This window comes from Pseudomonas sp. PDM24 (assembly GCF_019218905.1).
Classification (GTDB): Bacteria; Pseudomonadota; Gammaproteobacteria; order Pseudomonadales; family Pseudomonadaceae; genus Aquipseudomonas.
In genome coordinates, this window is the sequence record NZ_JAHUWR010000003.1 from 401,548 (window position 1) to 422,048 (window position 20,501).

At 61.2% G+C, this 20,501-nt stretch carries 20 protein-coding genes; 7 read left to right on the forward strand and 13 right to left on the reverse strand.

What is annotated here, in order from left to right:
• The first annotated feature begins 73 nt into the window (after nt 1-73).
• Nucleotides 74-949 carry an aldose 1-epimerase gene (locus KW837_RS13455; protein ID WP_218396366.1) on the forward strand — a complete coding sequence of 292 codons (876 nt, stop codon included), beginning with the start codon at nt 74-76 and terminating at the stop codon, nt 947-949.
• On the opposite strand, the gene KW837_RS13460 is transcribed toward KW837_RS13455, so the two are convergent.
• From KW837_RS13460 to KW837_RS28780, 13 genes are all read right to left on the reverse strand, one after another.
• Entirely contained in the window at nt 934-2,619 is a 1,686-nt protein-coding gene (locus KW837_RS13460; protein WP_218396368.1) for a NahK/ErcS family hybrid sensor histidine kinase/response regulator, read from the reverse strand. The genes KW837_RS13455 and KW837_RS13460 overlap by 16 nt on opposite strands.
• Nucleotides 2,603-3,766 (reverse strand): alcohol dehydrogenase-like regulatory protein ErcA, encoded by a 1,164-nt coding sequence (gene ercA, locus KW837_RS13465; protein ID WP_218396370.1) that lies wholly within the window; start codon nt 3,764-3,766, stop codon nt 2,603-2,605. The genes KW837_RS13460 and ercA overlap by 17 nt, the downstream gene beginning before the upstream one ends.
• Before the next feature lie 243 nt (nt 3,767-4,009).
• Complete coding sequence (pqqE, locus tag KW837_RS13470) at nt 4,010-5,143, reverse strand: pyrroloquinoline quinone biosynthesis protein PqqE (RefSeq protein WP_218396372.1); 1,134 nt, start codon at nt 5,141-5,143, stop codon at nt 4,010-4,012.
• Nucleotides 5,140-5,892 (reverse strand): pyrroloquinoline-quinone synthase PqqC, encoded by a 753-nt coding sequence (pqqC, locus tag KW837_RS13475; protein WP_218396374.1) that lies wholly within the window; start codon nt 5,890-5,892, stop codon nt 5,140-5,142. The genes pqqE and pqqC overlap by 4 nt, the downstream gene beginning before the upstream one ends.
• Before the next feature lie 125 nt (nt 5,893-6,017).
• Nucleotides 6,018-6,932 carry a pyrroloquinoline quinone biosynthesis protein PqqB gene (pqqB, locus tag KW837_RS13480; protein WP_218396376.1) on the reverse strand — a complete coding sequence of 305 codons (915 nt, stop codon included), beginning with the start codon at nt 6,930-6,932 and terminating at the stop codon, nt 6,018-6,020.
• A gap of 54 nt (nt 6,933-6,986) precedes the next feature.
• Nucleotides 6,987-7,058, reverse strand: a complete 72-nt coding sequence (pqqA, locus tag KW837_RS13485; RefSeq protein WP_010455123.1) for a pyrroloquinoline quinone precursor peptide PqqA — start codon at nt 7,056-7,058, stop codon at nt 6,987-6,989.
• A gap of 257 nt (nt 7,059-7,315) precedes the next feature.
• Nucleotides 7,316-8,836 (reverse strand): aldehyde dehydrogenase family protein, encoded by a 1,521-nt coding sequence (locus KW837_RS13490; RefSeq protein WP_123495211.1) that lies wholly within the window; start codon nt 8,834-8,836, stop codon nt 7,316-7,318.
• A gap of 230 nt (nt 8,837-9,066) precedes the next feature.
• Nucleotides 9,067-10,842: a PQQ-dependent methanol/ethanol family dehydrogenase gene (locus tag KW837_RS13495; protein WP_218396379.1), complete on the reverse strand. Its 1,776-nt coding sequence runs from the start codon at nt 10,840-10,842 to the stop codon at nt 9,067-9,069.
• A gap of 649 nt (nt 10,843-11,491) precedes the next feature.
• Nucleotides 11,492-12,427, reverse strand: a complete 936-nt coding sequence (locus KW837_RS13500) for a quinoprotein relay system zinc metallohydrolase 1 (RefSeq protein ID WP_218396381.1) — start codon at nt 12,425-12,427, stop codon at nt 11,492-11,494.
• 15 nt (nt 12,428-12,442) lie between these two features.
• Nucleotides 12,443-13,204: a quinoprotein dehydrogenase-associated SoxYZ-like carrier gene (locus KW837_RS13505; RefSeq protein ID WP_218396383.1), complete on the reverse strand. Its 762-nt coding sequence runs from the start codon at nt 13,202-13,204 to the stop codon at nt 12,443-12,445.
• On the reverse strand, nt 13,204-14,079 hold the full coding sequence (locus tag KW837_RS13510; protein WP_123495217.1) for an ABC transporter substrate-binding protein: 876 nt from the start codon (nt 14,077-14,079) through the stop codon (nt 13,204-13,206). Before KW837_RS13510 ends, KW837_RS13505 begins: the two co-directional genes overlap by 1 nt.
• Nucleotides 14,080-14,082: 3 nt before the next feature.
• Nucleotides 14,083-14,544 carry a cytochrome c-550 PedF gene (pedF, locus tag KW837_RS13515; RefSeq protein ID WP_192343615.1) on the reverse strand — a complete coding sequence of 154 codons (462 nt, stop codon included), beginning with the start codon at nt 14,542-14,544 and terminating at the stop codon, nt 14,083-14,085.
• Nucleotides 14,545-14,647: 103 nt separating this feature from the next.
• Entirely contained in the window at nt 14,648-14,776 is a 129-nt protein-coding gene (locus KW837_RS28780) for a hypothetical protein (RefSeq protein WP_256348746.1), read from the reverse strand.
• A 160-nt stretch (nt 14,777-14,936) separates the two neighbouring features.
• Here KW837_RS28780 and KW837_RS13520 point away from each other — a divergent pair, with 160 nt between their 5' ends.
• The 6 genes from KW837_RS13520 (at nt 14,937) to KW837_RS13545 (ending at nt 20,365) form a co-directional block, all read left to right on the forward strand.
• Nucleotides 14,937-16,121, forward strand: coding sequence for an ABC transporter substrate-binding protein (locus KW837_RS13520; protein WP_218396385.1), 1,185 nt, complete (start codon nt 14,937-14,939; stop codon nt 16,119-16,121).
• A 36-nt stretch (nt 16,122-16,157) separates the two neighbouring features.
• Nucleotides 16,158-17,132, forward strand: coding sequence for a YVTN family beta-propeller repeat protein (locus tag KW837_RS13525; protein ID WP_218396387.1), 975 nt, complete (start codon nt 16,158-16,160; stop codon nt 17,130-17,132).
• Complete coding sequence (locus KW837_RS13530; RefSeq protein ID WP_218396389.1) at nt 17,129-17,860, forward strand: ATP-binding cassette domain-containing protein; 732 nt, start codon at nt 17,129-17,131, stop codon at nt 17,858-17,860. The genes KW837_RS13525 and KW837_RS13530 overlap by 4 nt, the downstream gene beginning before the upstream one ends.
• Nucleotides 17,857-18,648 (forward strand): ABC transporter permease, encoded by a 792-nt coding sequence (locus KW837_RS13535; protein WP_218396391.1) that lies wholly within the window; start codon nt 17,857-17,859, stop codon nt 18,646-18,648. The genes KW837_RS13530 and KW837_RS13535 overlap by 4 nt, the downstream gene beginning before the upstream one ends.
• 437 nt (nt 18,649-19,085) lie before the next feature.
• Complete coding sequence (locus KW837_RS13540) at nt 19,086-19,643, forward strand: PQQ-dependent catabolism-associated CXXCW motif protein (protein ID WP_218396393.1); 558 nt, start codon at nt 19,086-19,088, stop codon at nt 19,641-19,643.
• 56 nt (nt 19,644-19,699) lie between these two features.
• On the forward strand, nt 19,700-20,365 hold the full coding sequence (locus tag KW837_RS13545; protein ID WP_008005351.1) for a response regulator transcription factor: 666 nt from the start codon (nt 19,700-19,702) through the stop codon (nt 20,363-20,365).
• Nucleotides 20,366-20,501 lie beyond the last annotated feature (136 nt).

Sequence of the window (20,501 nt, forward strand, 5' to 3'; positions counted from 1 at the left end):
TCGCCGGCAAGCCTGGCTCCTACAAAAAGCTCCATTCATTCATGTCCCACAAACATTCATATCGCTGGTCAACATGACGCCAACACTCCTGGAACTCGAAGACGAACTCACCCGCCTCACCCTCGCCCCCGAACTCGGGGCGAGCATCGTCAACTGGACTGTGCGCAGCACCGGCCAGCCACTGTTGCGCCACAGTGACCAACACGCCTTGAACACCGGCCTGCCCGGCAAACTCGCCTGTTATCCCCTGGCGCCATGGTCGAACCGCATCGCCGAAGGTGGTTTCAACTGCCCGGATGGCTGGCTTGCGCTGACGCCCAACAGCCTCACCGATCCGCTGCCGATCCATGGCAGTGCCTGGCAACAGCCGTGGCAGATCGTCTCGCACACCCGCGATGAAATCGTCCTGCAACTCGACAGCACCACGCCCTTCGCTTATCGCGCAAGGCAACGTTTCCATCTGAGTGAGGGCCAGTTGAGCATCGATTTGCAGGTCACCCATCTGGCTGAACACGCCGCCTGGCATGGGCTCGGTTTACACCCCTACTTCCCGCGCACTGCAGACACTCGGTTGCAGACGCAGGCGCGAGAGGTCTGGTTGTGCGACGGCGCAAAACTGCCGACGCAACTCAGTTCGATTCCTGAGGAATGGGACTTCAGCCAGCCCCGGGCATTACCCGAAACGCTGGTGGACAACGGCTTTTGCGCATGGGATGGCTACTGCCTGATCAAGCAACCCGAGCTGGGTTATGAACTGGAATGCCAAGCCACCGGCAGCGACTACTATCTGCTCTACTGCCCCGTGGGCCTGGAGTTTTTCTGTATCGAACCGGTGAGCCATCCGGTCAACGCCCATCACTTGCCGGGCCGGCCAGGGTTGCGTTTGCTGGAGCAAGGGCAATCTGCCGAGCTGGGTTTCAGCCTGGGCTATCGCTACGCCAACAGCTGAGTCAGCACCGCGCGCAACTTGCCGGGTTTCACCGGTTTGTTCAGCAGCGGCGCGTCGAGTCGCTGCAGTGAGCGCCGACACTGGTCGGTGCGGTCGGCGGTGATGATCACCGCTGGAATCGCCTGGCTGAAATGCTCGCGCAAATGCCGAACCACTTCACAGCCCACCACGCCGTGATCCAGGTGATAATCCGCCAGAATCAATTCCGGCGCCTGTCCCTGCAATGCCACCAGCGCGGTGGCCTCGTCGGTGGCGATGACCACCTCGCAGCCCCACTGCCCAAGCAGCGCGCTCATGCTTTCAAGAATGCTGACTTCGTTATCCAGCACCAACAGCCGCCGGCCCGGCAACGGGTTGCCGGTACTTGGTTGCGGCGCGGCCTGACTGATCGGCAGTGGGATCTCAAGGGAAATCGGCACTTCGATGCTGAACATCGAACCGCGCCCCGGCAGCGAATGAACCTGAATCCTGTAGTCGAGGATCTTGGCGATGCGTTCGACAATCGCCAGTCCCAGGCCCACGCCCTTGCGATCGGCGGCGCGCCCGACGTCCAGTTGGTTGAATTCGAGGAAGATCGAGTCAAGACGATCCGCAGGAATCCCGCGCCCGGTGTCCCAGACTTCGATACGCAGCGCATCGCCCCGGCGTCTTGCCCCCAGCAGAATGCAGCCTTCGTCGGTGTAGCGGCAGGCATTGCTGAGGAAGTTGCGCAAAATCCGCGTCATCAAGCGCAAGTCGGTATGAATGGCGTAATCGCCCATGTGGACCCGCAGGTTCAACCCGGCTGCCGCAGCCACCGACTGAAACTCCGAGACCAGTGGCGCGAGCAATTCGTCGAGGCGGTACAGGGCAATATCCGGCTTCACCGCGGCCTGATCGAGCCGGGAAATATCCAGCAGATCGGTGAGCAAATCTTCCGCCCCTTCCAGCGCCTGATGCGTGCGCTCCACCAGCACCTGCTCGACGTCGGGCAGTTTGCGCTCGCGCAAGGTCGAGATAAGCAAACGCGCGGCGTTGAGCGGTTGCAGCAAGTCGTGACTGGCGGCGGCGAGGTATTTGTCCTTGCTGCGATTGGCCGCTTCGGCGGCGTCACGGGCATCGCGCAAGGCTTCGGCGGCGTCCATCAACTCGTTGGTGCGCGCGGTGACCCGCTGCTCCAGTTCGTCATTGAGTTGTTGCAGGCGCCGCTGAGCGAGTTTTCGTTCGGTGATGTCGGCGACAAAGCCCTCCACCAAACCTTCCTGATCCGGTTTGAGCAGCAGATTCATCAACACGTCGAGGACGCTGCCGTCCTTGCGCCGCAGTTGAGTTTCATAGCCCAGCAGGCTGCGCTCGCGCTGGAGGATTTCGCCGATGCTTTCCAGTTCTTGCGCCCCGCCGACGAACAACGTGCCCGCCAGGTCCGTCAGGGTAAACAGCACCTCCTGGGGGTTTTGATAGCCGAGCATCCGCGCCAGCGCCGGGTTGGCGGCGCGCATGCCCTCCAGCAGGCTGGCCTGGAAGATCCCGTGTACCGCGTTTTCGAACAGCCATTTGTAGCGGTTGCGTTCGGTTTCCAGTTCATCCAGGCGCGCGGCCAGTTCCGGGTAATGACTCTTGCGCGCCGAGTGGTTGCCTAAGCCGAGTAACCCGGCCAGCGCCCGTTGTTGCTCGTCAGAGGGCTTCGCCATAGACGACCTCGACGTCGCGCTGACTGGACTCGCGCGGGTTGGTCAGGATGCACGGGTCGTGCATGGCGTGTTGCGACAGGAACGGAATATCCGCGGTACTCACCCCATGCAGGCCGAGGGTTTCGTGGAAGCCGATGGCGTGCTTGAGGGCGATCAGGTGTTCGACCAGCCGCCCGCAAATCTGCCGGTGATTGAGGCCACGGCAATCAATACCGAACGTCTCGGCGATCACCTTGAAGCGCTCCGGCGCCGAGCTGTAGTTGAACGCCACCACGTGTTCCACCAACACCGCATTACAGAGGCCATGGGGCAGATCGAGGAAGCCGCCAAGGCTGTGGGACATGGCGTGCACCGCGCCAAGGATCGCGTTGGAGAACGCCAGACCGGCCTGCATGCTGCCGAGCATGATTTTCTCGCGCAGGGCGATGTCGCCGGGGTTGGCGATCATTTGCACCAGATTGCCGTTGATCAGCCGCATCGCCTCCAGCGCATGAGGGTCGGTGAGCGGCCCGTGACCGGTGGAGACGAAGGCTTCGATGGCATGGACCAACGCGTCGATGCCGGTACAGGCCGACAGGAACGGGTCCATGCTCAGGGTGGTTTCCGGGTCGATCAGCGACACGTCCGGCACCGCAGCCTTGCTGACGATGGAGAACTTCATGCGTTCTTGCTGATTGGAGATGATCACGAACTGCGACACATCGGCCGACGTGCCGGCGGTGGTCGGGATCAGGATCAGCGGCGGGCTGGGCATGCGCAACATGTCCACGCCCTCGAACTCGAGGATGTTGCGCCCGTGGGCGACGACAATGCCGATGCCCTTGCCGCAATCCATCGGGCTGCCGCCACCGATCGCCACGATCACATCGCAGTGATTCTCCCGGTACAGCTCGGCGCCGAGCATGACTTCTTCGATCCGCGGGTTGGGCGAAACGTCGCTATACAAAAAGAAATCAATGCCCTGGGCTTGCAGGCTGGCCTCGACATCGGCGACCCAACCGGCGGCAATCACACCGGGGTCGCTGACCACCAGCACTTTGCGGGCGCCGAAGGTCTTGGCGTAGTTACCGACGTTGTGCCGACAGCCGGCACCGAAGATGATTTCAGGCGAAACGAATTTACGCAGCTGGCTGAGATTCTGGCTCATTGGAAAGCCTGTTTTTATTGTTTTGAAAGGTAAAGACCACACTAAAGCATCCGGCTGCGAATGCAATCAGACCAATGGATAGCGAGCCAGCCCGGGGGGCCACCCCAATCTCAGATTCACCGAAGATCCCCTGTGGGAGCGAGCCTGCTCGCGATGGCTGTCTTCCAGTCAAAATGATGTTGTCTGACACTCCGCTATCGCGAGCAGGCTCGCTCCCACAGGGGATTTGTGTCAGCCCACGATTCATCCACGATAAATCAGCCGCGAAGCCTTTTCATTGCGCAAGGTCAGGTGTTCCATGCCCTGCCCCGGCGCGTCGGCTTCGTCCCGGGCCTTGAGAATAACGTCGTGGTGCGGTGACTTGCTGCACACCGGATCAGCGTTGCTCGCGTCCCCCGTGAGCATGAACGCCTGGCAGCGGCAGCCGCCAAGGTCCTTGTGCTTTTCATCGCAGGAACGGCACGGCTCTTTCATCCAGTCATCGCCGCGAAAACGGTTGAAGCCGAAGGAGTCGTTCCAGATGTGCGCGATGCTGTGCTCGCGCACGTTGGGAAACTGCACCGGCAGCTGGCGGGCGCTGTGACAAGGCAACGCCGTGCCGTCCGGGGTGATGTCGAGAAACAGGTTGGCCCAGCCATTCATGCAGGTCTTGGGGCGTTCTTCGTAGTAATCCGGGGTGACGAAAATCAGCTTGCACGGGTGGCCCTCGGCTTCAAGCCGCTGGCGGTATTCATTGGTGATGCGCTCGGCGCGCTGCAACTGTTCGCGGGTCGGCAACAGGCCGACGCGGTTGAGTTCGGCCCAACCGTAGAACTGGCACGTCGCCAACTCGACGAAATCCGCCTCCAGCTCCAGGCACAGTTCGATGATCTGCGCGATCTGGTCGATGTTGTGTCGATGGGTGACGAAGTTCAGCACCATCGGGTAACCCTGGGCTTTCACCGCACGGGCCATGGCCAGTTTCTGGGCGAAGGCCTTGCGCGAACCGGCGAGCAGATTGTTGACCTGTTCGTCGGCGGCCTGAAAGCTGATCTGGATGTGGTCCAGCCCGGCGACTTTGAAGTCGCGGACCTTCTGTTCGGTCAGGCCGATACCCGAGGTGATCAGGTTGGTGTAGTAACCCATGTCCCGCGCGGCCTTGATCAGCTCGGCCAGATCTTGGCGCACCAACGGCTCGCCACCGGAAAAACCCAGTTGCGCAGCGCCCATCTCCCGCGCCTCGTGGAACACCCGAATCCATTCTTCTGTGCTCAACTCCTCGCCCTGCTGGGCGAAGTCCAGCGGGTTGGAGCAATACGGGCATTGCAGCGGGCAGCGATAGGTCAGCTCCGCCAGCAACCACAGCGGTGGGCCGGGTTGCTGTTCGATCTGGCTCACAAGATGATCCCCCGGTGCCAGACCCGCTCCGTGGTGACGGTGTGATACGGCGGGCGATCCAGCTCATAGGCCATGCTCATCGCGTCGAGCATGCTCCACAGCACATCGAGCTTGAACTGCAGAATCTCCAGCATGCGTTGCTGGCCTTCGACCGTGACGTAATGCGCCAGGGTGATGCGCAAACCATGCTCGACATCGCGCCGGGCCTGGCTCAGACGTGTACGGAAATAGTCGTAGCCGGCCGGGTCGATCCATGGGTAATGGGTGGGCCAGGCGTCGAGCCGGGACTGGTGGATCTGTGGCGCGAACAGTTCGGTCAGCGAGCTGCTGGCCGCTTCTTGCCAGCACGCGCGACGGGCGAAATTGACGTAGGCGTCCACGGCGAAACGCACGCCCGGCAGCACCAGCTCTTGCGAAAGGATTTGTTCGCGATCCAGCCCCACGGCTTCGCCCAATCGTAGCCACGCTTCGATGCCGCCTTCACTGCCGGGGACGCCGTCGTGGTCGAGGATCCGTTGCAGCCATTCCCGACGCACGTCGCGGTCCGGGCAATTGGCGAGGATGGCGGCATCCTTGAGCGGGATGTTCACCTGGTAATAGAAGCGATTGGCGACCCAGCCCTGGATCTGCTCGCGGGTGGCGCGCCCGGCGTACATGGCTTGGTGGAATGGGTGGTGGATGTGGTAATAGGCACCCTTGGCGCGCAGGGCTGCTTCGAATTCGGTGGGGGTCATGGGGGTGTCGGTCATTGCGGTTCTCCGGATTTCGCGGTGTCTGGTCTGGCGCCTTCGCGGGCAAGCCTCGCTCCTACAAGGGTTCTGCGGTGTACACAAACCCCTGTAGGAGCGAGGCTTGCCCGCGAAGAGGCCATCCGCTACAGCTCAATACTCATGCCGTCATAGGCCACTTCAATCCCGCGCCGTTCCAGCAACGCCCGCTCGGCCGAGTCTTCATCGAGGATCGGGTTGGTGTTGTTGATGTGGATCAGCACCTTGCGCTGACGGCTAAAGCCCTCCAGCACGTCGAGCATGCCGCCGGGGCCGCTTTGTGGCAGGTGGCCCATTTCACTGCCCAGGCTCTGGCCGACTTCGCACACACGCATTTCATCGTCGCGCCACAGCGTGCCGTCCAGCAGCAGGCAGTCGGCGCGCTGCATCCAGCTCAATACCTCAGCGTCGATTTGCCCCAGCCCCGGCGCATAGAAAACCGATGCACCGTTGCGCAGGTCTTCGATGAACAAGCCAATGGTGTCGCCCGGTTGAGGGTTGCCACGGTTGGGTGAATACGGAGGTGCATTGCTGACCAACGCAATCGCGCGAAATTGCAGGTGTGGGCAGGCAGCGATACTGAACGGTTCGCGATCCAGTTCGATGGGTTGCCACTGCAAGCCACCGTTCCAGTGTTTGAGCATGGTGAACAGGGGAAAGCCGCTGCTCAGGTCTTCGTGAACCCGCTCGGTGCACCAGACCGCATGCGGGCAGCCTTCGCGCAGGCTCAACAGCCCGGTGCAATGGTCGATCTGACTGTCCAGCAGGACGACACCGGCAATCGCCGTGTCACGCAAGCGTCGGGCCGGTTGCATCGCCGGAAAGCTTTCGAGTTGCGCGCGAATGTCCGGTGAAGCATTGCAGAGCACCCACTCCACACCGTCGTCGCTCAGGGCAATGGACGACTGCGTGCGGCGTTGTGCACGCAGGTTGCCGTTGCGCATCGCGGCGCATTGACGGCAGTTGCAGTTCCATTGCGGAAAACCACCGCCGGCGGCGGAACCGAGAACGCGGATGTGCATGGGATGCCTCCAGAAGGCAGGCCCGGCCAACGCGACGGCTGACCGGGCGATCAATCAACGGTTGGCGAAATACATCGTCACTTCGAAGCCAATACGCAGATCGGTAAACGCGGGTTTATTCCACATGGGTCAATCCTCTTCTTGTGCCGGATGATTCCGGTAAGACCATTAATGCACGGGGGATGAGATGACCGAATGCTACTTTCGACGGAGTTGGCGGCGTGCGTTGGTAGGGGGTGTCGCGCGGTCTCAAGTACACGGAGAACCCATGTGGGAGCGGGCTTGCTCGCGAAAGCGGATTGTCAGTCAACATAATTGTTGAATATCAAGCCGCCTTCGCGAGCAAGCCCGCTCCCACATTGGGGTTGTGGTGTTCTTGCGGGTTAGAAGAACCCCAACGGATTGATGTCGTAGCTCACCAGCAGGTTTTTGGTCTGTTGGTAATGGTCGAGCATCATCTTGTGGTTCTCACGGCCGACACCGGATTTCTTGTAGCCACCGAACGCGGCGTGGGCCGGGTACAGGTGGTAGCAGTTGGTCCAGACGCGCCCGGCCTTGATCGCCCGGCCCATGCGGTAGGCGCGGTTGATGTCGCGGGTCCACAGGCCGGCGCCGAGGCCGAACTCGCTGTCGTTGGCAATCGCCAGGGCTTCGGCTTCGTCCTTGAAGGTGGTGATACCCACCACCGGGCCGAAGATTTCCTCCTGGAATACGCGCATTTTGTTGTGGCCCTTGAGCAGGGTCGGCTGGATGTAATAGCCGCTCGACAAGTCGCCTTCAAGACGCTCGGCCGCGCCGCCGGTGAGCAGTTCGGCACCCTCCTCCTGAGCGATCTTCAGGTACGAGAGGATCTTGTCGTATTGCTGCTCGGACGCCTGGGCGCCGACCATGGTTTCGGTGTCCAGCGGGTTGCCGCGCTTGATCTTGACGATCTTCTTCATCACCTCGGCCATGAACGGCTCGTAGATCGATTCCTGCACCAGCGCCCGGGAAGGACAGGTGCAGACTTCGCCCTGGTTGAAGAACGCCAGCACCAGGCCTTCGGCGGCTTTCTCGATGAACTGCGGCTCGGCGTTCATGATGTCTTCGAAGAAAATGTTCGGCGATTTGCCGCCCAGTTCAACGGTGCTTGGAATGATGTTCTCGGCGGCGCAATGCATGATGTGCGCACCGATCGGGGTGGAACCGGTGAAGGCGATCTTGGCGATGCGCTTGCTGGTGGCCAGCGCCTCACCGGCTTCGCGACCGAAGCCCTGGACGATGTTCAGCACGCCGGCCGGCAGCAAGTCGGCGATCAGCTCGGCGAACACCATGATCGACAGCGGCGTTTGTTCGGCGGGTTTGAGCACGATGCAGTTGCCGGCCGCCAGGGCCGGGGCGAGTTTCCAGGCGGCCATCAGCAGCGGGAAGTTCCACGGGATGATCTGCCCGACCACGCCCAGCGGTTCGTGGAAATGATAGGCGGTGGTCAGTTCGTTGATCTCGGCGGCGCCGCCTTCCTGAGCGCGGATGCAACCGGCGAAGTACCGGAAGTGGTCGGCAGCCAAAGGCACGTCGGCGTTGAGGGTTTCGCGCACGGCCTTGCCGTTGTCCCAGGTTTCGGTGACGGCGAGGATTTCCAGGTTCTGCTCGATGCGGTCGGCGATTTTCAGCAGCACCAGCGAGCGATCCTGCGCCGAGGTTTTGCCCCAGGCATCGGCGGCGGCATGGGCAGCGTCGAGGGCTTTTTCGATGTCGGCGGCGCTGGAGCGCGGGAACTCGGCAATCACTTCACCGGTGACCGGTGAGGTGTTGGTGAAGTACTCGCCGTTGATTGGGGCAACGAATTCGCCGCCGATGAAATTGCCGTAGCGCGGTTTGAAGGAAACGATAGCGCCGGCTGTTCCGGGTTGTGCGTAGATCATGGTGGGCCTCTGTCTGGGTCGATGCCTGTCGAGCCAACAGGCGATGAACCGATAGTAGAGAGCCCCGCCTGCCAGACGAATGCGCCGTTGGCAGGGGGATTCTCGTTATTTGGTAGTAGGTTTCACACAAACTAATGTGGGAGCGGGCTTGCTCGCGAAGGCGGTGTATCAGGCAATACATGTGCTGAATGTAAGGCCCTCTTCGCGAGCAAGCCCGCTCCCACAGGGGGTTAGTGTTTGGCTACGAGGTCTTTAGGCAGCTTGAACGTCCAGAGCATGCCGCCCTGGTTGAAGTCCTTGACGCGCTTGGCCACTTCGCCGCCCCACAGTGGTACTGCGCCGCCCCAGCCGGAGAGCACGGAGACGTATTGTTCGCCGTCCATTTCCCAGGTGATGGGCGAGCCGAGCACGCCGGAACCGGTCTGGAATTCCCAGACTTTCTCGCCAGTCTTGGCATTGAATGCCTGCAGGAAACCTTCCGGCGTACCGGTGAACACCAGGTTGCCCTTGGTGGTCAGCACCCCGCCCCACAGCGGCGCGAAGTTCTTGTGGCGCCAGACTTCCTTGCCGGTTTTCGGGTCGATGGCGCGCAGCACGCCGATGTAGTCTTCATTCAACGGTTTGATAGTGAAACCGGCACCGAGGAACGCCGCGCCTTTCTTGTAGGCGATGCCTTCGTTCCAGATGTCCATGCCCCATTCGTTGGACGGCACATAGAACAGGCCGGTGTCGCGGTTGTAGGCCATCGGCATCCAGTTTTTCGCCCCCAGGAACGCTGGCGCGACGAACACCGAACTGCCTTTGGCCTCGGAACCCGGCGCACCCGGACGGCTGGCGTCGTTGTAGATTGGCCGACCGTTTTTATCCAGGCCGCTGGCCCAGGTGATCTTGTCCACGAACGGGAAGCCACGGATGAATTTGCCGTTGGTGCGATCGAGCACGTAGAAGAAACCGTTACGGTCCGCCGTGGCTGCGGCTTTGATTTCCTTACCGCCTTCGTTGTAGTTGAACGACACCAGTTCGTTCACGCCGTCATAGTCCCAGCCGTCGTGTGGCGTGCTCTGGAAGTGCCATTTGATCGTGCCGTCATCCGGGTTCAGCGCCAGGCGCGATGACGAGTAGAGGTTGTCGCCAGGACGCAGGTGCGAGTTCCACGGCGCCGGGTTGCCGGTGCCGAACAGCAACAGGTTGGTTTCCGGGTCGTAGTAGCCACCCAGCCAAGGGGCCGCGCCGCCGGTTTTCCACAGATCGCCGGGCCAGGTTTTGCCCGCTTCGCCGCCGGAGATGCCGTTTTCTACCGCTTTGCCGTCCTTGTAGACATAACCCATGTGGCCTTCGACGGTCGGCCGGCTCCACAGCAGGTCGCCGTTTTTCGGGTCGTAGGCTTCGATCTTGCCCACCACCCCGAACTCGCCACCGGCCACACCGGTGATCAGTTTGCCGTTGATGACCAACGGCGCGGCGCTGATGGAATAGCCTTCCTTGTGGTCGGCGACTTTCTTGCTCCAGACGACCTTGCCGGTGTCCTTGTTCAGGGCCACGAGCTTGGCGTCGAGGGTGCCGAAAATCACCAGATCGCCATACAGCGCAACGCCACGGTTGATCACGTCGCAGCACGGACGGATGTCATCGGGCAGGCGCGCGTCGTATTGCCAGAGCTTCCTGCCGGTACGCGCATCCACCGCGAACACCCGCGAGTAGGAGCCGGTCATGTACATCACGCCGTCCTTGATCATCGGCTGCGCTTGCTGACCGCGCTGTTTTTCCCCGCCGAACGAAAAGGCCCAGACCGGTCGCAGGTCCTTCACGTTATCGACATTGAGGGTGTCCAGCGGGCTATAGCGCTGACCCTGGACGCCCAGGCCGTTGGTGACGATCTGCTCCGGGTTCTTCGGGTCCTGGAGGATGTCTTGATCGGAGACTGCGGCCAATGCCTGGCCAGACAACAGCATGGCACTGAGCAGCATGCTCAAAACGAAAGGTTGGCGACGTGCGGGTTGGGTCATGACGGCTGCCTCTGCGGTTTTTGTTATACCCGGGAAATTTTCCCGGTCTGGTGCAGATTCTTGGGCGCCGCCGCCCTTGCAACAATTACCCGCAGTGCTGAGATTGCTAGTTCCTTAGTACCGGGTCGGTCGCGGATTTTGTGATCGACATCGGTCCCTGTGGGAGCGGGCTTGCTCGCGAAGGCGGTATGTCAGGCAACATCAGTGCTGAATGTGAATGCCTCTTCGCGAGCAAGCCCGCTCCCACAGTGGATCTTCGGCGCACACAACATCTGCGTTCACACCGCTCAAATGTGGGAGCGGGCTTGCTCGCGAAGGCGGTGTGTCAGGCAACATCAGTGCTGAATGTGAATGCCTCTTCGCGAGCAAGCCCGCTCCCACAAGGGATCTTCGGCGCACACAACATCTGCGTTCACACCGCTCAAATGTGGGAGCGGGCTTGCTCGCGAAGGCGGTGTGTCAGGCAACATCAATACTGAATGTGAATGCCTCTTCGCGAGCAAGCCCGCTCCCACAAGGGATCTTCGGTGTACACAACATCTGTGCTCACACCGCTCCCACAGGGGATCTTCGGTGTACACAATATCTGCGTTCACACCGCTCAAATGTGGGAGCGGGCTTGCTCGCGAAGGCGGTGTGTCAGGCAACATCAGTGCTGGCCCGAATCCACCCGCCTCATCTGCCCCCGTTCGTAACGCGGGTACAAATGGCTGACGCTGCGGATCAGTTCATAGCGACTCAGGCTGATCCCGGCGAAACGCTCGGGGATGGGGCTGCGGATCATCTCGGCCATGTCGCTGCCATTGGCCGCGCCGTCGCGCATCAGCTGGTCCAGCCAGGTCAGGTAATCGTGCATCTGCTCGAACGGTTTTGTATCCGTGGCCACCGGCCCATGGCCGGGGACGATCAGTGTCCACGGCAATCCCTGCAGGGTCGCGATCTCGGCCAGCCACACCGACAGCCCCGGGCTGTTGGGCGTGGTCAGGGCGCGTTGATAAAACACCAGATCCCCGGCAAACAACACGCCGGTTTTCTGGTCGAGAATAGCCAGATCCGCGCCGGTGTGCCCACCCAGACTCAGTAGGCGCAAATCGTGGTTCCCAAAACTGTGCATGCCAGGCGTCAGCACCTGCGTCGGCAACACCACTTCGGTGCCGCGCATCCAGTCACCCACTAGCCGATACATGTTTTCAGCCATGGCATCACCCTGTTGCCGCAACAGTTCGGTGGTACCGGCCAAGGCGCCAATCGGCACGTCGGTGAAAGCCTGGTTGCCCAACACATGATCAGGATGGTGATGGGTCAGCAGCACCTGGATCACCGGCTTATCGGTGGTCGCCGCAATCGCGTTGCGCAGGGCCTCGCCATAGCGTTTCGACGGCCCGGTGTCGATGACCACCACACCCTTTTCCGTGACGATGAACGCGGTGTTGACGATGTTGCCGCCGTTGCTCTTGGCGAAGTTGTCGGTACTGCCTTCCAGCAGCCAGGTGCCTTCGGCGATCTGCCGGGGCTTGAGTGCGTAATCGGGATCGGCCAGGGTCGGCAGGCTCAGACTGATGAACAACAGCAGCATCCAGCGCATCACTCGCTCCTTGGGTCAGGGTATGGCCGCATCGAATTGATTGCCGCTGTTGTCGCGCAACACCAGACGCGTCTGCCCTGCTCCTTCGATGTCAAAGGCCAGATTGGGGTTTTCGCTGACCGCCGGGAACAACTCCAGACGCGCCAGCAATTGATCGTTTTGATCGCGCAGCTCGGCCTGGTTGATGAAAAACTCCGGGATGCCGCTGACCATGCCGTTGTCCATCGGATGCGCCACCTGCAAACGCACGCGACTGAACTCGCCCCGGGGATAACGGCCACCCAGCACTTCGCCGATGCGTTCCTCCCAACCCGGTTGCGTGCGCACCACGCTTGGCGCCGTACAACCGCCGCCCGCCGCATCGATCAGGGTCGAGCCGACATGCCACAGCCCATCGCGGGTCAATACCGCCGCACGCAACGGCGTGGCTTGTTCAACGCGGATGCGGATCGACAGCCATGGCAGCACACCGGTCAAGGGTTCGAAGTCGACGATTTTCGGCAGCGGATTGAGTTCGGCCCAGGCGAGGATGCGCACCACTTCGCCCTTGAACGCCCGGGCGTCGATTTCCAGCGGCACTTGCCGGGCGTCTTCGGCAAACGGTGGCGCGAGCAACTTGACCCGCTCGTCGAACACGAACGGTGCGTCGCCGAGCATCTGCTTGTGATAGAACCCCCACATCACCGACGGCACCGGGTCTTTACCCGGCTCGACGTCCGCCGCGTTCGCGGCCAAGGGTAACCAGCAGGCCAACAGACAACTCGCTCGCCAGTTCACTATTGATACATCTCGGGCACGTCATACCGCAGGCCGTAACGGGCATAAATGGCTTTCACCGAGCCCTCACGAATCAACGCTTCCAGCGCCTCTTCCACGGCGTAGGCCAGTTGCCGATTGCTTTCATGCACAGCCATGCCGATCTCCCAAAGCTGTTTGCCCATGTTCGGGTAGGCGTTTTCCGCCAGCGCCACTTGCGGGTCGGCGGCCTGATGAACTTGCCAGTCGATCTCGCCGCGCATGGCCATTACCGCGTCGACTTCACCAGCCTTCATCGCGGAAAAGGCCTGGGGCACGCCCGGGTAGTGATGGGTCTTGGCGGCGAGCATGCCGTTGAACACCGAGGTCAGGTAAAACGACGGCACGCTGTCGACTTCGACGCCGATCGGGTGTTGCTGGAACACCGCGACGCTGGCCACTGAGTCCAATCGACGACGGTCATAAGCCACTTGCCATTGTTCGGTCTGGTACGGCCCGAACATCACCACATGGCCGTTTTCCAGCTCACCCAGTTCATTGCGTTTCTGTGCGTAATCGCGATCGTAGGGCACGCGCATCATCAGGTCGGCCAGTTGCTGATTGTGCAACTGGCTGGCCCGCCAGATGTAATCGCGCAGGTCGTCGTCGAGCTTTTCTCCGGCGGGTGCCCAAATCAGTTTCAGGCGTACCCCCATGGCCTTGGCCAGCGCCTGGGCGAGTTCAACATCGACCCCGCGAGCCTGACCAGCGTCTTCAAAGCTGTAGGGCGCGAAGTCCTTGTACACCGCGACTTTCAGCTCGGCGGCGGCGATCATTTCGTCATAGGTACGGACCTGCGCCTGCGCTGCCTGGCAACACAGCCACACAGCGCTGATCAACACCGCGAGCAAACGCATGGGTCACTCCTCGACATGCACGCTGTCCAGGTAGGTGCGTACCGCCCACAAGGCTTCCTGACTCAGGTAGTCGGCCATCTTCGGCATGTACACCCGGCCGTCACGCACGGCGCCATGGCGCACACGTTCGACGAACCATTCATCACCGGCCTCGCCGACGTCGAGCATGCGCAAGTCGGGAGCGATGCCGCCGGACTTGGCTTCCAGGCCATGACAGGCCGCGCAGTTCTGGTTGTAGGCCGAAGAGCCGATTTGCACGGCTTTTTCGCGTTCCGGGGAGGAACGGTAAGGGTTCGCCGCCGCCCAACCATCGGCATCGACCTGCACACCGGCATCCTTGATCGGGGTCAGTCCCTGGGTTTCGACGGCTTGGGGGACCACGTTGCCGTGGGCCCAGACGGAACCTGCGTTGATGAAACCGGCCAGCAGTCCGGCAACGAGCAAGGCGCTGCGTTTTGTTGTCATTGTTCTGCCCTCAAGATTGCACGCAAAACCTCTTTGAAGAGGCTATGGCACCCATCTTAGGAACGGCTTTGCGCCAACCCCATGCTGCTTTGGTGGCCGCGGCCTACTCCCTTGGTAGTAGGGCTTGTGGCGCAGGCCCAACCAATACGGGGCGGGCGCCGTGCAGCTTGTCGATGCCGATCAGGGTCAGGATCAGCAAAAACGGCAGGAGCAGTGCTTTGAGAATTCGCATGGTCAATCTCCCCCCTTGAGTGATGGCCGTTGCAATCCATGCTAAAACCGCGCCGCCCGGGGTGAGTTACTACCTTGGTACTGGCCCATCGGTACTTTCTGCATATTTCCCCGCCCGTCCAGGGTTCCTATGCTGACGCTACCTGTGATGGAGTGCCTTTATGCGCCAGCTCGCCCCTTATGCCTTGATCTACTTGCTGGCGATTGCCTGCGCCGCCGGGGTGGCGACCCAGGTTCAGGCGGCGCAGGCACCGCTGCAAGTGCAGATCGGCTACCTCGGTTATCGCCCCGACCCCGGGCCGTTGCTGTCGAACGTCATTCCCGAACCGACCGATGCCGGCCTGCGCGGCGCCGAACTGGCGATCACCGACAGCAACAGTACCGGGCGCTTTCTCAACCACAGCTACAGCCTGGTCAGCGCCAGCGTCGACAATCCGGATGCGCTGATCGAAGCGGCCAAAGCCCAATACGAACAAGGCCTGCGCCTGTTTGTGGTGAATGCACCAGCGCAGACCCTGCGCCGTCTCAGCGCCGTGCTACCCGACAGCTTGCTGTTCAACGCCGGCAGCGCGGATGACAGCCTGCGCAGCACCGACTGCCTGCCGAACGTGCTACACAGCCTGCCAAGCCGGGCGATGCTGGCCGATGCGCTGGCGCAATTTCTGGTGCTGCGCAAATGGCAGCGGGCGCTGCTGATCGTCGGCCCGACCGCGGACGATCAAGCCTATGCCGCCGCCCTGCGCCGGGCGGCCAAACGCTTCGGCCTGCAACTGGTGGCGGAGAAAACCTGGAGCTTTGATAACGATCAGCGGCGCAGCGCCCAGGCCGACATGCCGCTGTTCACCCAGACCGCCGAGTACGACGTGGTGCTGGTGGCCGATGAACGCGGCGACTTCGGCGAGTACGTGCCCTACCAGACCTGGTATCCACGGCCGGTCGCCGGCACCCAGGGCCTGACCCCGGTGGGCTGGCACAAGACCGTGGAAACCTACGGCGCCGCGCAGTTGCAGAAACGCTTCGAAGCCGTGGCCGGGCGCTGGATGAACGACCGGGATTTCGCCGCGTGGATTGCCGTACGCAGCATCGCCAGTGCGGTGGGCAAACTGCGTCAGGCTGATGCCATGGCGATTCGTACGCTTGAGATCAGCGATCAATTGCCGCTGGACGGCTTCAAGGGTCGCAAGCTCAGTTATCGGCCGTGGAACGGTCAGTTGCGCCAGCCGATCCCCATCGTGCAACCCCGGGCGCTGGTCAGCACCTCGCCGCAAGACGGTTTCCTGCACCCCGTCAACGAAATGGACAGCCTGGGTTACGACAAAGCCGAGGTCCGCTGCCGCTTTCTCTGATCCTTTTTTTTCGACAACAACAATAAGGAATCTGCCATGCGCCGCACCCTGCTTTCCTGTGCCCTGCTTTCCTGGGCCCTGCTGCTCGCCGCCGGGCACGCCGCTGCCAGCACCGCCTGGGTCTCCAACGAAAAGGACAACAGCCTGAGCCTGATCGATATGCAGACCCTGCAAGTCACCGAGACCCTGCCCGTCGGCCAGCGCCCGCGCGGCCTGTTGCTGTCCCACGACAACACGCTGCTGTACATCTGCGCCAGTGATTCGGATCGGGTCCAGGTGATGGACATCGCCACGCGCAAGATCATCAAGGAACTGCCCTCCGGCAAAGACCCCGAGCAATTCGCCCTGCACCCCAACAATCGCTGGCTGTACGTCTCCAACGAGGACGATGCGCTGGTGACGGTGATCGACACCGAAACCTCCAAAGTACTCGGGCAGATCAACGTCGGCGTCGAGCCCGAAGGCATGGCCGTCAGCCCCGACGGCAAGTGGGCGGTGAACACCAGTGAAACCACTAACATGCTGCACTGGATCGACACCAGCACTCAGACCCTGGCCGACAACACCCTGGTCGATCAGCGGCCGCGTTTCGTCGAATTCAATCCCGATGGCTCGCAGCTCTGGGCCTCGGCGGAAATCGGCGGCACGGTGACGATTCTCGACGTCGCCAGCCGCAAGGTACTCAAGACCCTGACCTTCCAGATCAAAGGCGTGCACCCGGACAAAGTCCAGCCGGTGGGGATCAAACTCAGCGCCGACGGCAAGTACGGTTTCGTCGCGCTCGGCCCGGCCAATCATGTGGCGGTGATCGACGCCAAGACCTTCGAGATCCTTGATTACCTGTTGGTGGGCCGACGGGTCTGGCAGATGTCGTTTACCCCGGATCAACGGCAATTGCTGGCCACCAATGGCGTCAGCGGCGACGTATCGGTGATCGATGTCGACAGCCTCAAGGTCACTAAATCGGTGAAAGTCGGGCGCTATCCGTGGGGCGTGGTGGTGACACCATGAACGCCCTTGAAGTCAGCGACCTGAGTTTCGCTTACGGCGCGCGCGAGGCCTTGCGTCAGGTGAGTTTCAATCTGGCAGCGGGGCGTTTTGCGGCGCTGTTGGGACCGAACGGCGCGGGCAAGTCGACGCTGATTGCGCTGCTCACCCGCCTTTATGATGTGCAGCGCGGTGATATTCGGGTCGGCGGCTGCTCCTTGCGCACCTCGGCACGTCCGGCGCTCAAGCAATTGGGTGTGGTGTTTCAGCAAAGCACTTTGGATCTGGACCTCAGTGTTGAGCAAAACCTGCGTTATCACGCCGCGCTGCATGGCCTGTCCCGGCGCCAGACCAACCTGCGAGTGGACGCCGAACTGGCACGCCAGGCCCTGACCGAGCGCCGTCGCGAACGGGTGCGCGAGCTCAATGGCGGCCATCGTCGGCGGGTGGAAATTGCCCGTGCGCTGCTGCATGAGCCAAGCCTGTTGCTGCTCGATGAGGCCAGCGTCGGCCTCGATCCGGCCAGTCGCCTGGCGCTCAACCAACACATCCGCAGCCTGTGCCGCGAGCACACCATCAGCGTGCTCTGGACCACTCATTTGCTGGATGAAGTGCAGCCCAGGGACGACTTGCTGATTCTGCACCAAGGGCGGTTGGTGGCCAGCGGACAGGCTGAGGCGTTGAGCCTGGAACATGGCGGCGACCTCGGTTCGGCCTTCACTCGACTGACGACTTCAGGAGCCGCCCAATGAACGCCTATTGGCAATGTTTCAGCGGTATCGTGCTGCGCGAATGGCTGCGTTTTGTGTTGCAGCGCACGCGGTTTCTCAGCGCTTTGGTGCGGCCGTTGCTGTGGCTGCTGGTGTTCGCTGCCGGTTTTCGCGCCGCACTCGGCATCGCCATCATCGAGCCCTACGACACCTACATCCCCTATGAGGTTTACATCATCCCGGGCCTGGCCTGCATGATCCTGTTGTTCAACGGCATGCAAGGTTCGCTGTCGATGGTCTACGACCGGGAGATGGGCAGCATGCGCGTGCTGCTGACCAGCCCCCTGCCCCGGACCTTCCTGCTGTGCAGCAAATTGCTGGCGACGTCGCTGATTTCACTGTTGCAGGTGTATGCCTTTCTGGCGATTGCCTGGCTGTACGGTGTGCAACCGCCGGCCATGGGTTTGTTGCTGGCCTTGCCGGCATTGCTGCTGGTGGCGTTGATGCTCAGCGCGCTGGGCCTGTTGCTGTCCAACGCCATCCGCCAGTTGGAGAACTTTGCCGGGGTGATGAACTTCGTGATCTTCCCGCTGTTTTTCCTGTCGTCGGCGCTGTATCCGCTGTGGAAAATGCGCGAGTCCAGCGAGTGGTTGTATTGGCTGTGCGCCTTGAACCCGTTCACCCATGCAGTGGAACTGGTGCGGTTTGCGCTGTATGAATGCTTCAACCTGGTGGCGCTGGCGGTATGTACGGGGCTGACACTGATATTCACTCTGCTCGCCGTACTCACCTTCAACCCCCAGCATGCGGCCCTGCGCAAAACCAACTGACAACACAATTCCCCCTGTGGGAGCGGGCTTGCTCGCGAAGAGGCCAGTACATTCAACATCTCTGTCGACCGGCACACCGCTTTCGCGAGCAAGCCCGCTCCCACAGTTGATCTGGTGTTCACAGATTTTGTGTTCACACACTATTCAGTGTGGGAGCAAACCTTGCGCAAAACCAACTGACAACACATTCCCCTGTGGGAGCGGGCTTGCTCGCGAAGAGGCCAGTACATTCAACATCTCTGTCGACCGGCACACCGCTTTCGCGAGCAAGCCCGCTCCCACATTGGGTCTCCATTGAACGCAGCATCGGTGTACGACGCGGGTCCCATAAAACCAGACAAATTACTACTTTAGTACTGGTTTACCTGTCTATCGTCGCATTCACAACGCACCGCTACTGGCATGTAATGGGTTCATAACTATAAGGACTGAACCCCATGCCGCGTGCACGACGTGTTCTGCTGTGCCCTTCTCTCGCCGCACTGTCGTTGAGCCTGTTGCTGGGCGTTGCGAAGGCTGAAACAGCGCTGTTCTCCGCCGAAGGTTATCGCATCGGTCTATACCGCAGCCCAACCCCGACTCAGCTTCAGGGCGCGAGTATCATCGACACGCCTGCCCTGCAAAACCTGCTCAAGCAGACGCCCCATCCGCTGCTGATCGATGTCTACCGCCGGCAATGGCTGCAAGGCCGTTTCATCGAAGATGAGGCCCATGAAAACCTGCCCGGCAGCCATTGGCTGGCCAATACCGGTGACGGTGACCTGACGCCCCCGTGGCAGGATTATTTCGCGCGCCACCTGCAACAATTGACGGCGGGTGATCTGACGCGACCGTTGGTCTTTTACTGCCGCTCCGATTGCTGGTTGAGCTGGAACGCGGTAAAACGCGCCGCTTCCATAGGCTATAAAACACTGTATTGGTACCGCGACGGACTGGATGCCTGGCAAGCGGCGAACCTGCCCGTGACGCCGGACCGGCCCGAGCCCTTTCCCTGACGTGAGCGCTGCGTGTTGTTGTCACACCCGAATCAAAAATAATGAGGTGAAAGGCCATGTACAAAATTCTGATTGCCGACGATCACCCGCTGTTTCGCGAAGCCATTCATAACGTCATCAGCGACGGTTTCCCCGGCAGCGAGGTCATGGAAACCGCCGACCTCGACAGTGCCCTGGCCCTGACCCAGGAACACGACGACCTGGACCTGATCCTGCTCGACCTGAACATGCCCGGCATGCATGGCCTCAATGGCCTGATCAATCTGCGCAACGAGGCGCCGACCATTCCGGTGGTGATCGTCTCGGCCGAGCAGGACAAACAAATCGTGCTGCAAGCCATCACCTATGGCGCAGTGGGATTCATCACCAAGTCCTCGCCTCGGGTACAGATGACCGAAGCCATCCAGCAGATTCTCAACGGCAATGTGTACCTGCCGCCGGACATCATCCGCACGCAAAAAAGCGGCACTCATCGCCGGATGAATGATACTCCGAGCTTCCCGCCCGAATTGCTCCAGGCACTGACCCGCAAACAACTGCTGGTGCTTGAGCGCATGACCAAGGGCGAATCGAACAAACAGATCGCCTACACCCTGGAAATCGCCGAAACCACGGTCAAGGCCCACGTCTCGGCGATATTGCGCAAACTCAATGTGCACAATCGGGTGCAGGCGATATTGAGTGCCGGGGATATTGATTTCGGGTCGTATTTGCGGCGCTGAGTTCGCAGGCAACCAGAAGACCGAGTCGTCCCCTTCGCGAGCAAGCCCGCTCCCACATTAGATCTGAGTCGACTCGGTCAATGTGGGAGCGGGCTTGCTCGCGAAGGGGCCCTAAAAATCACCCAACTCTCTCAGG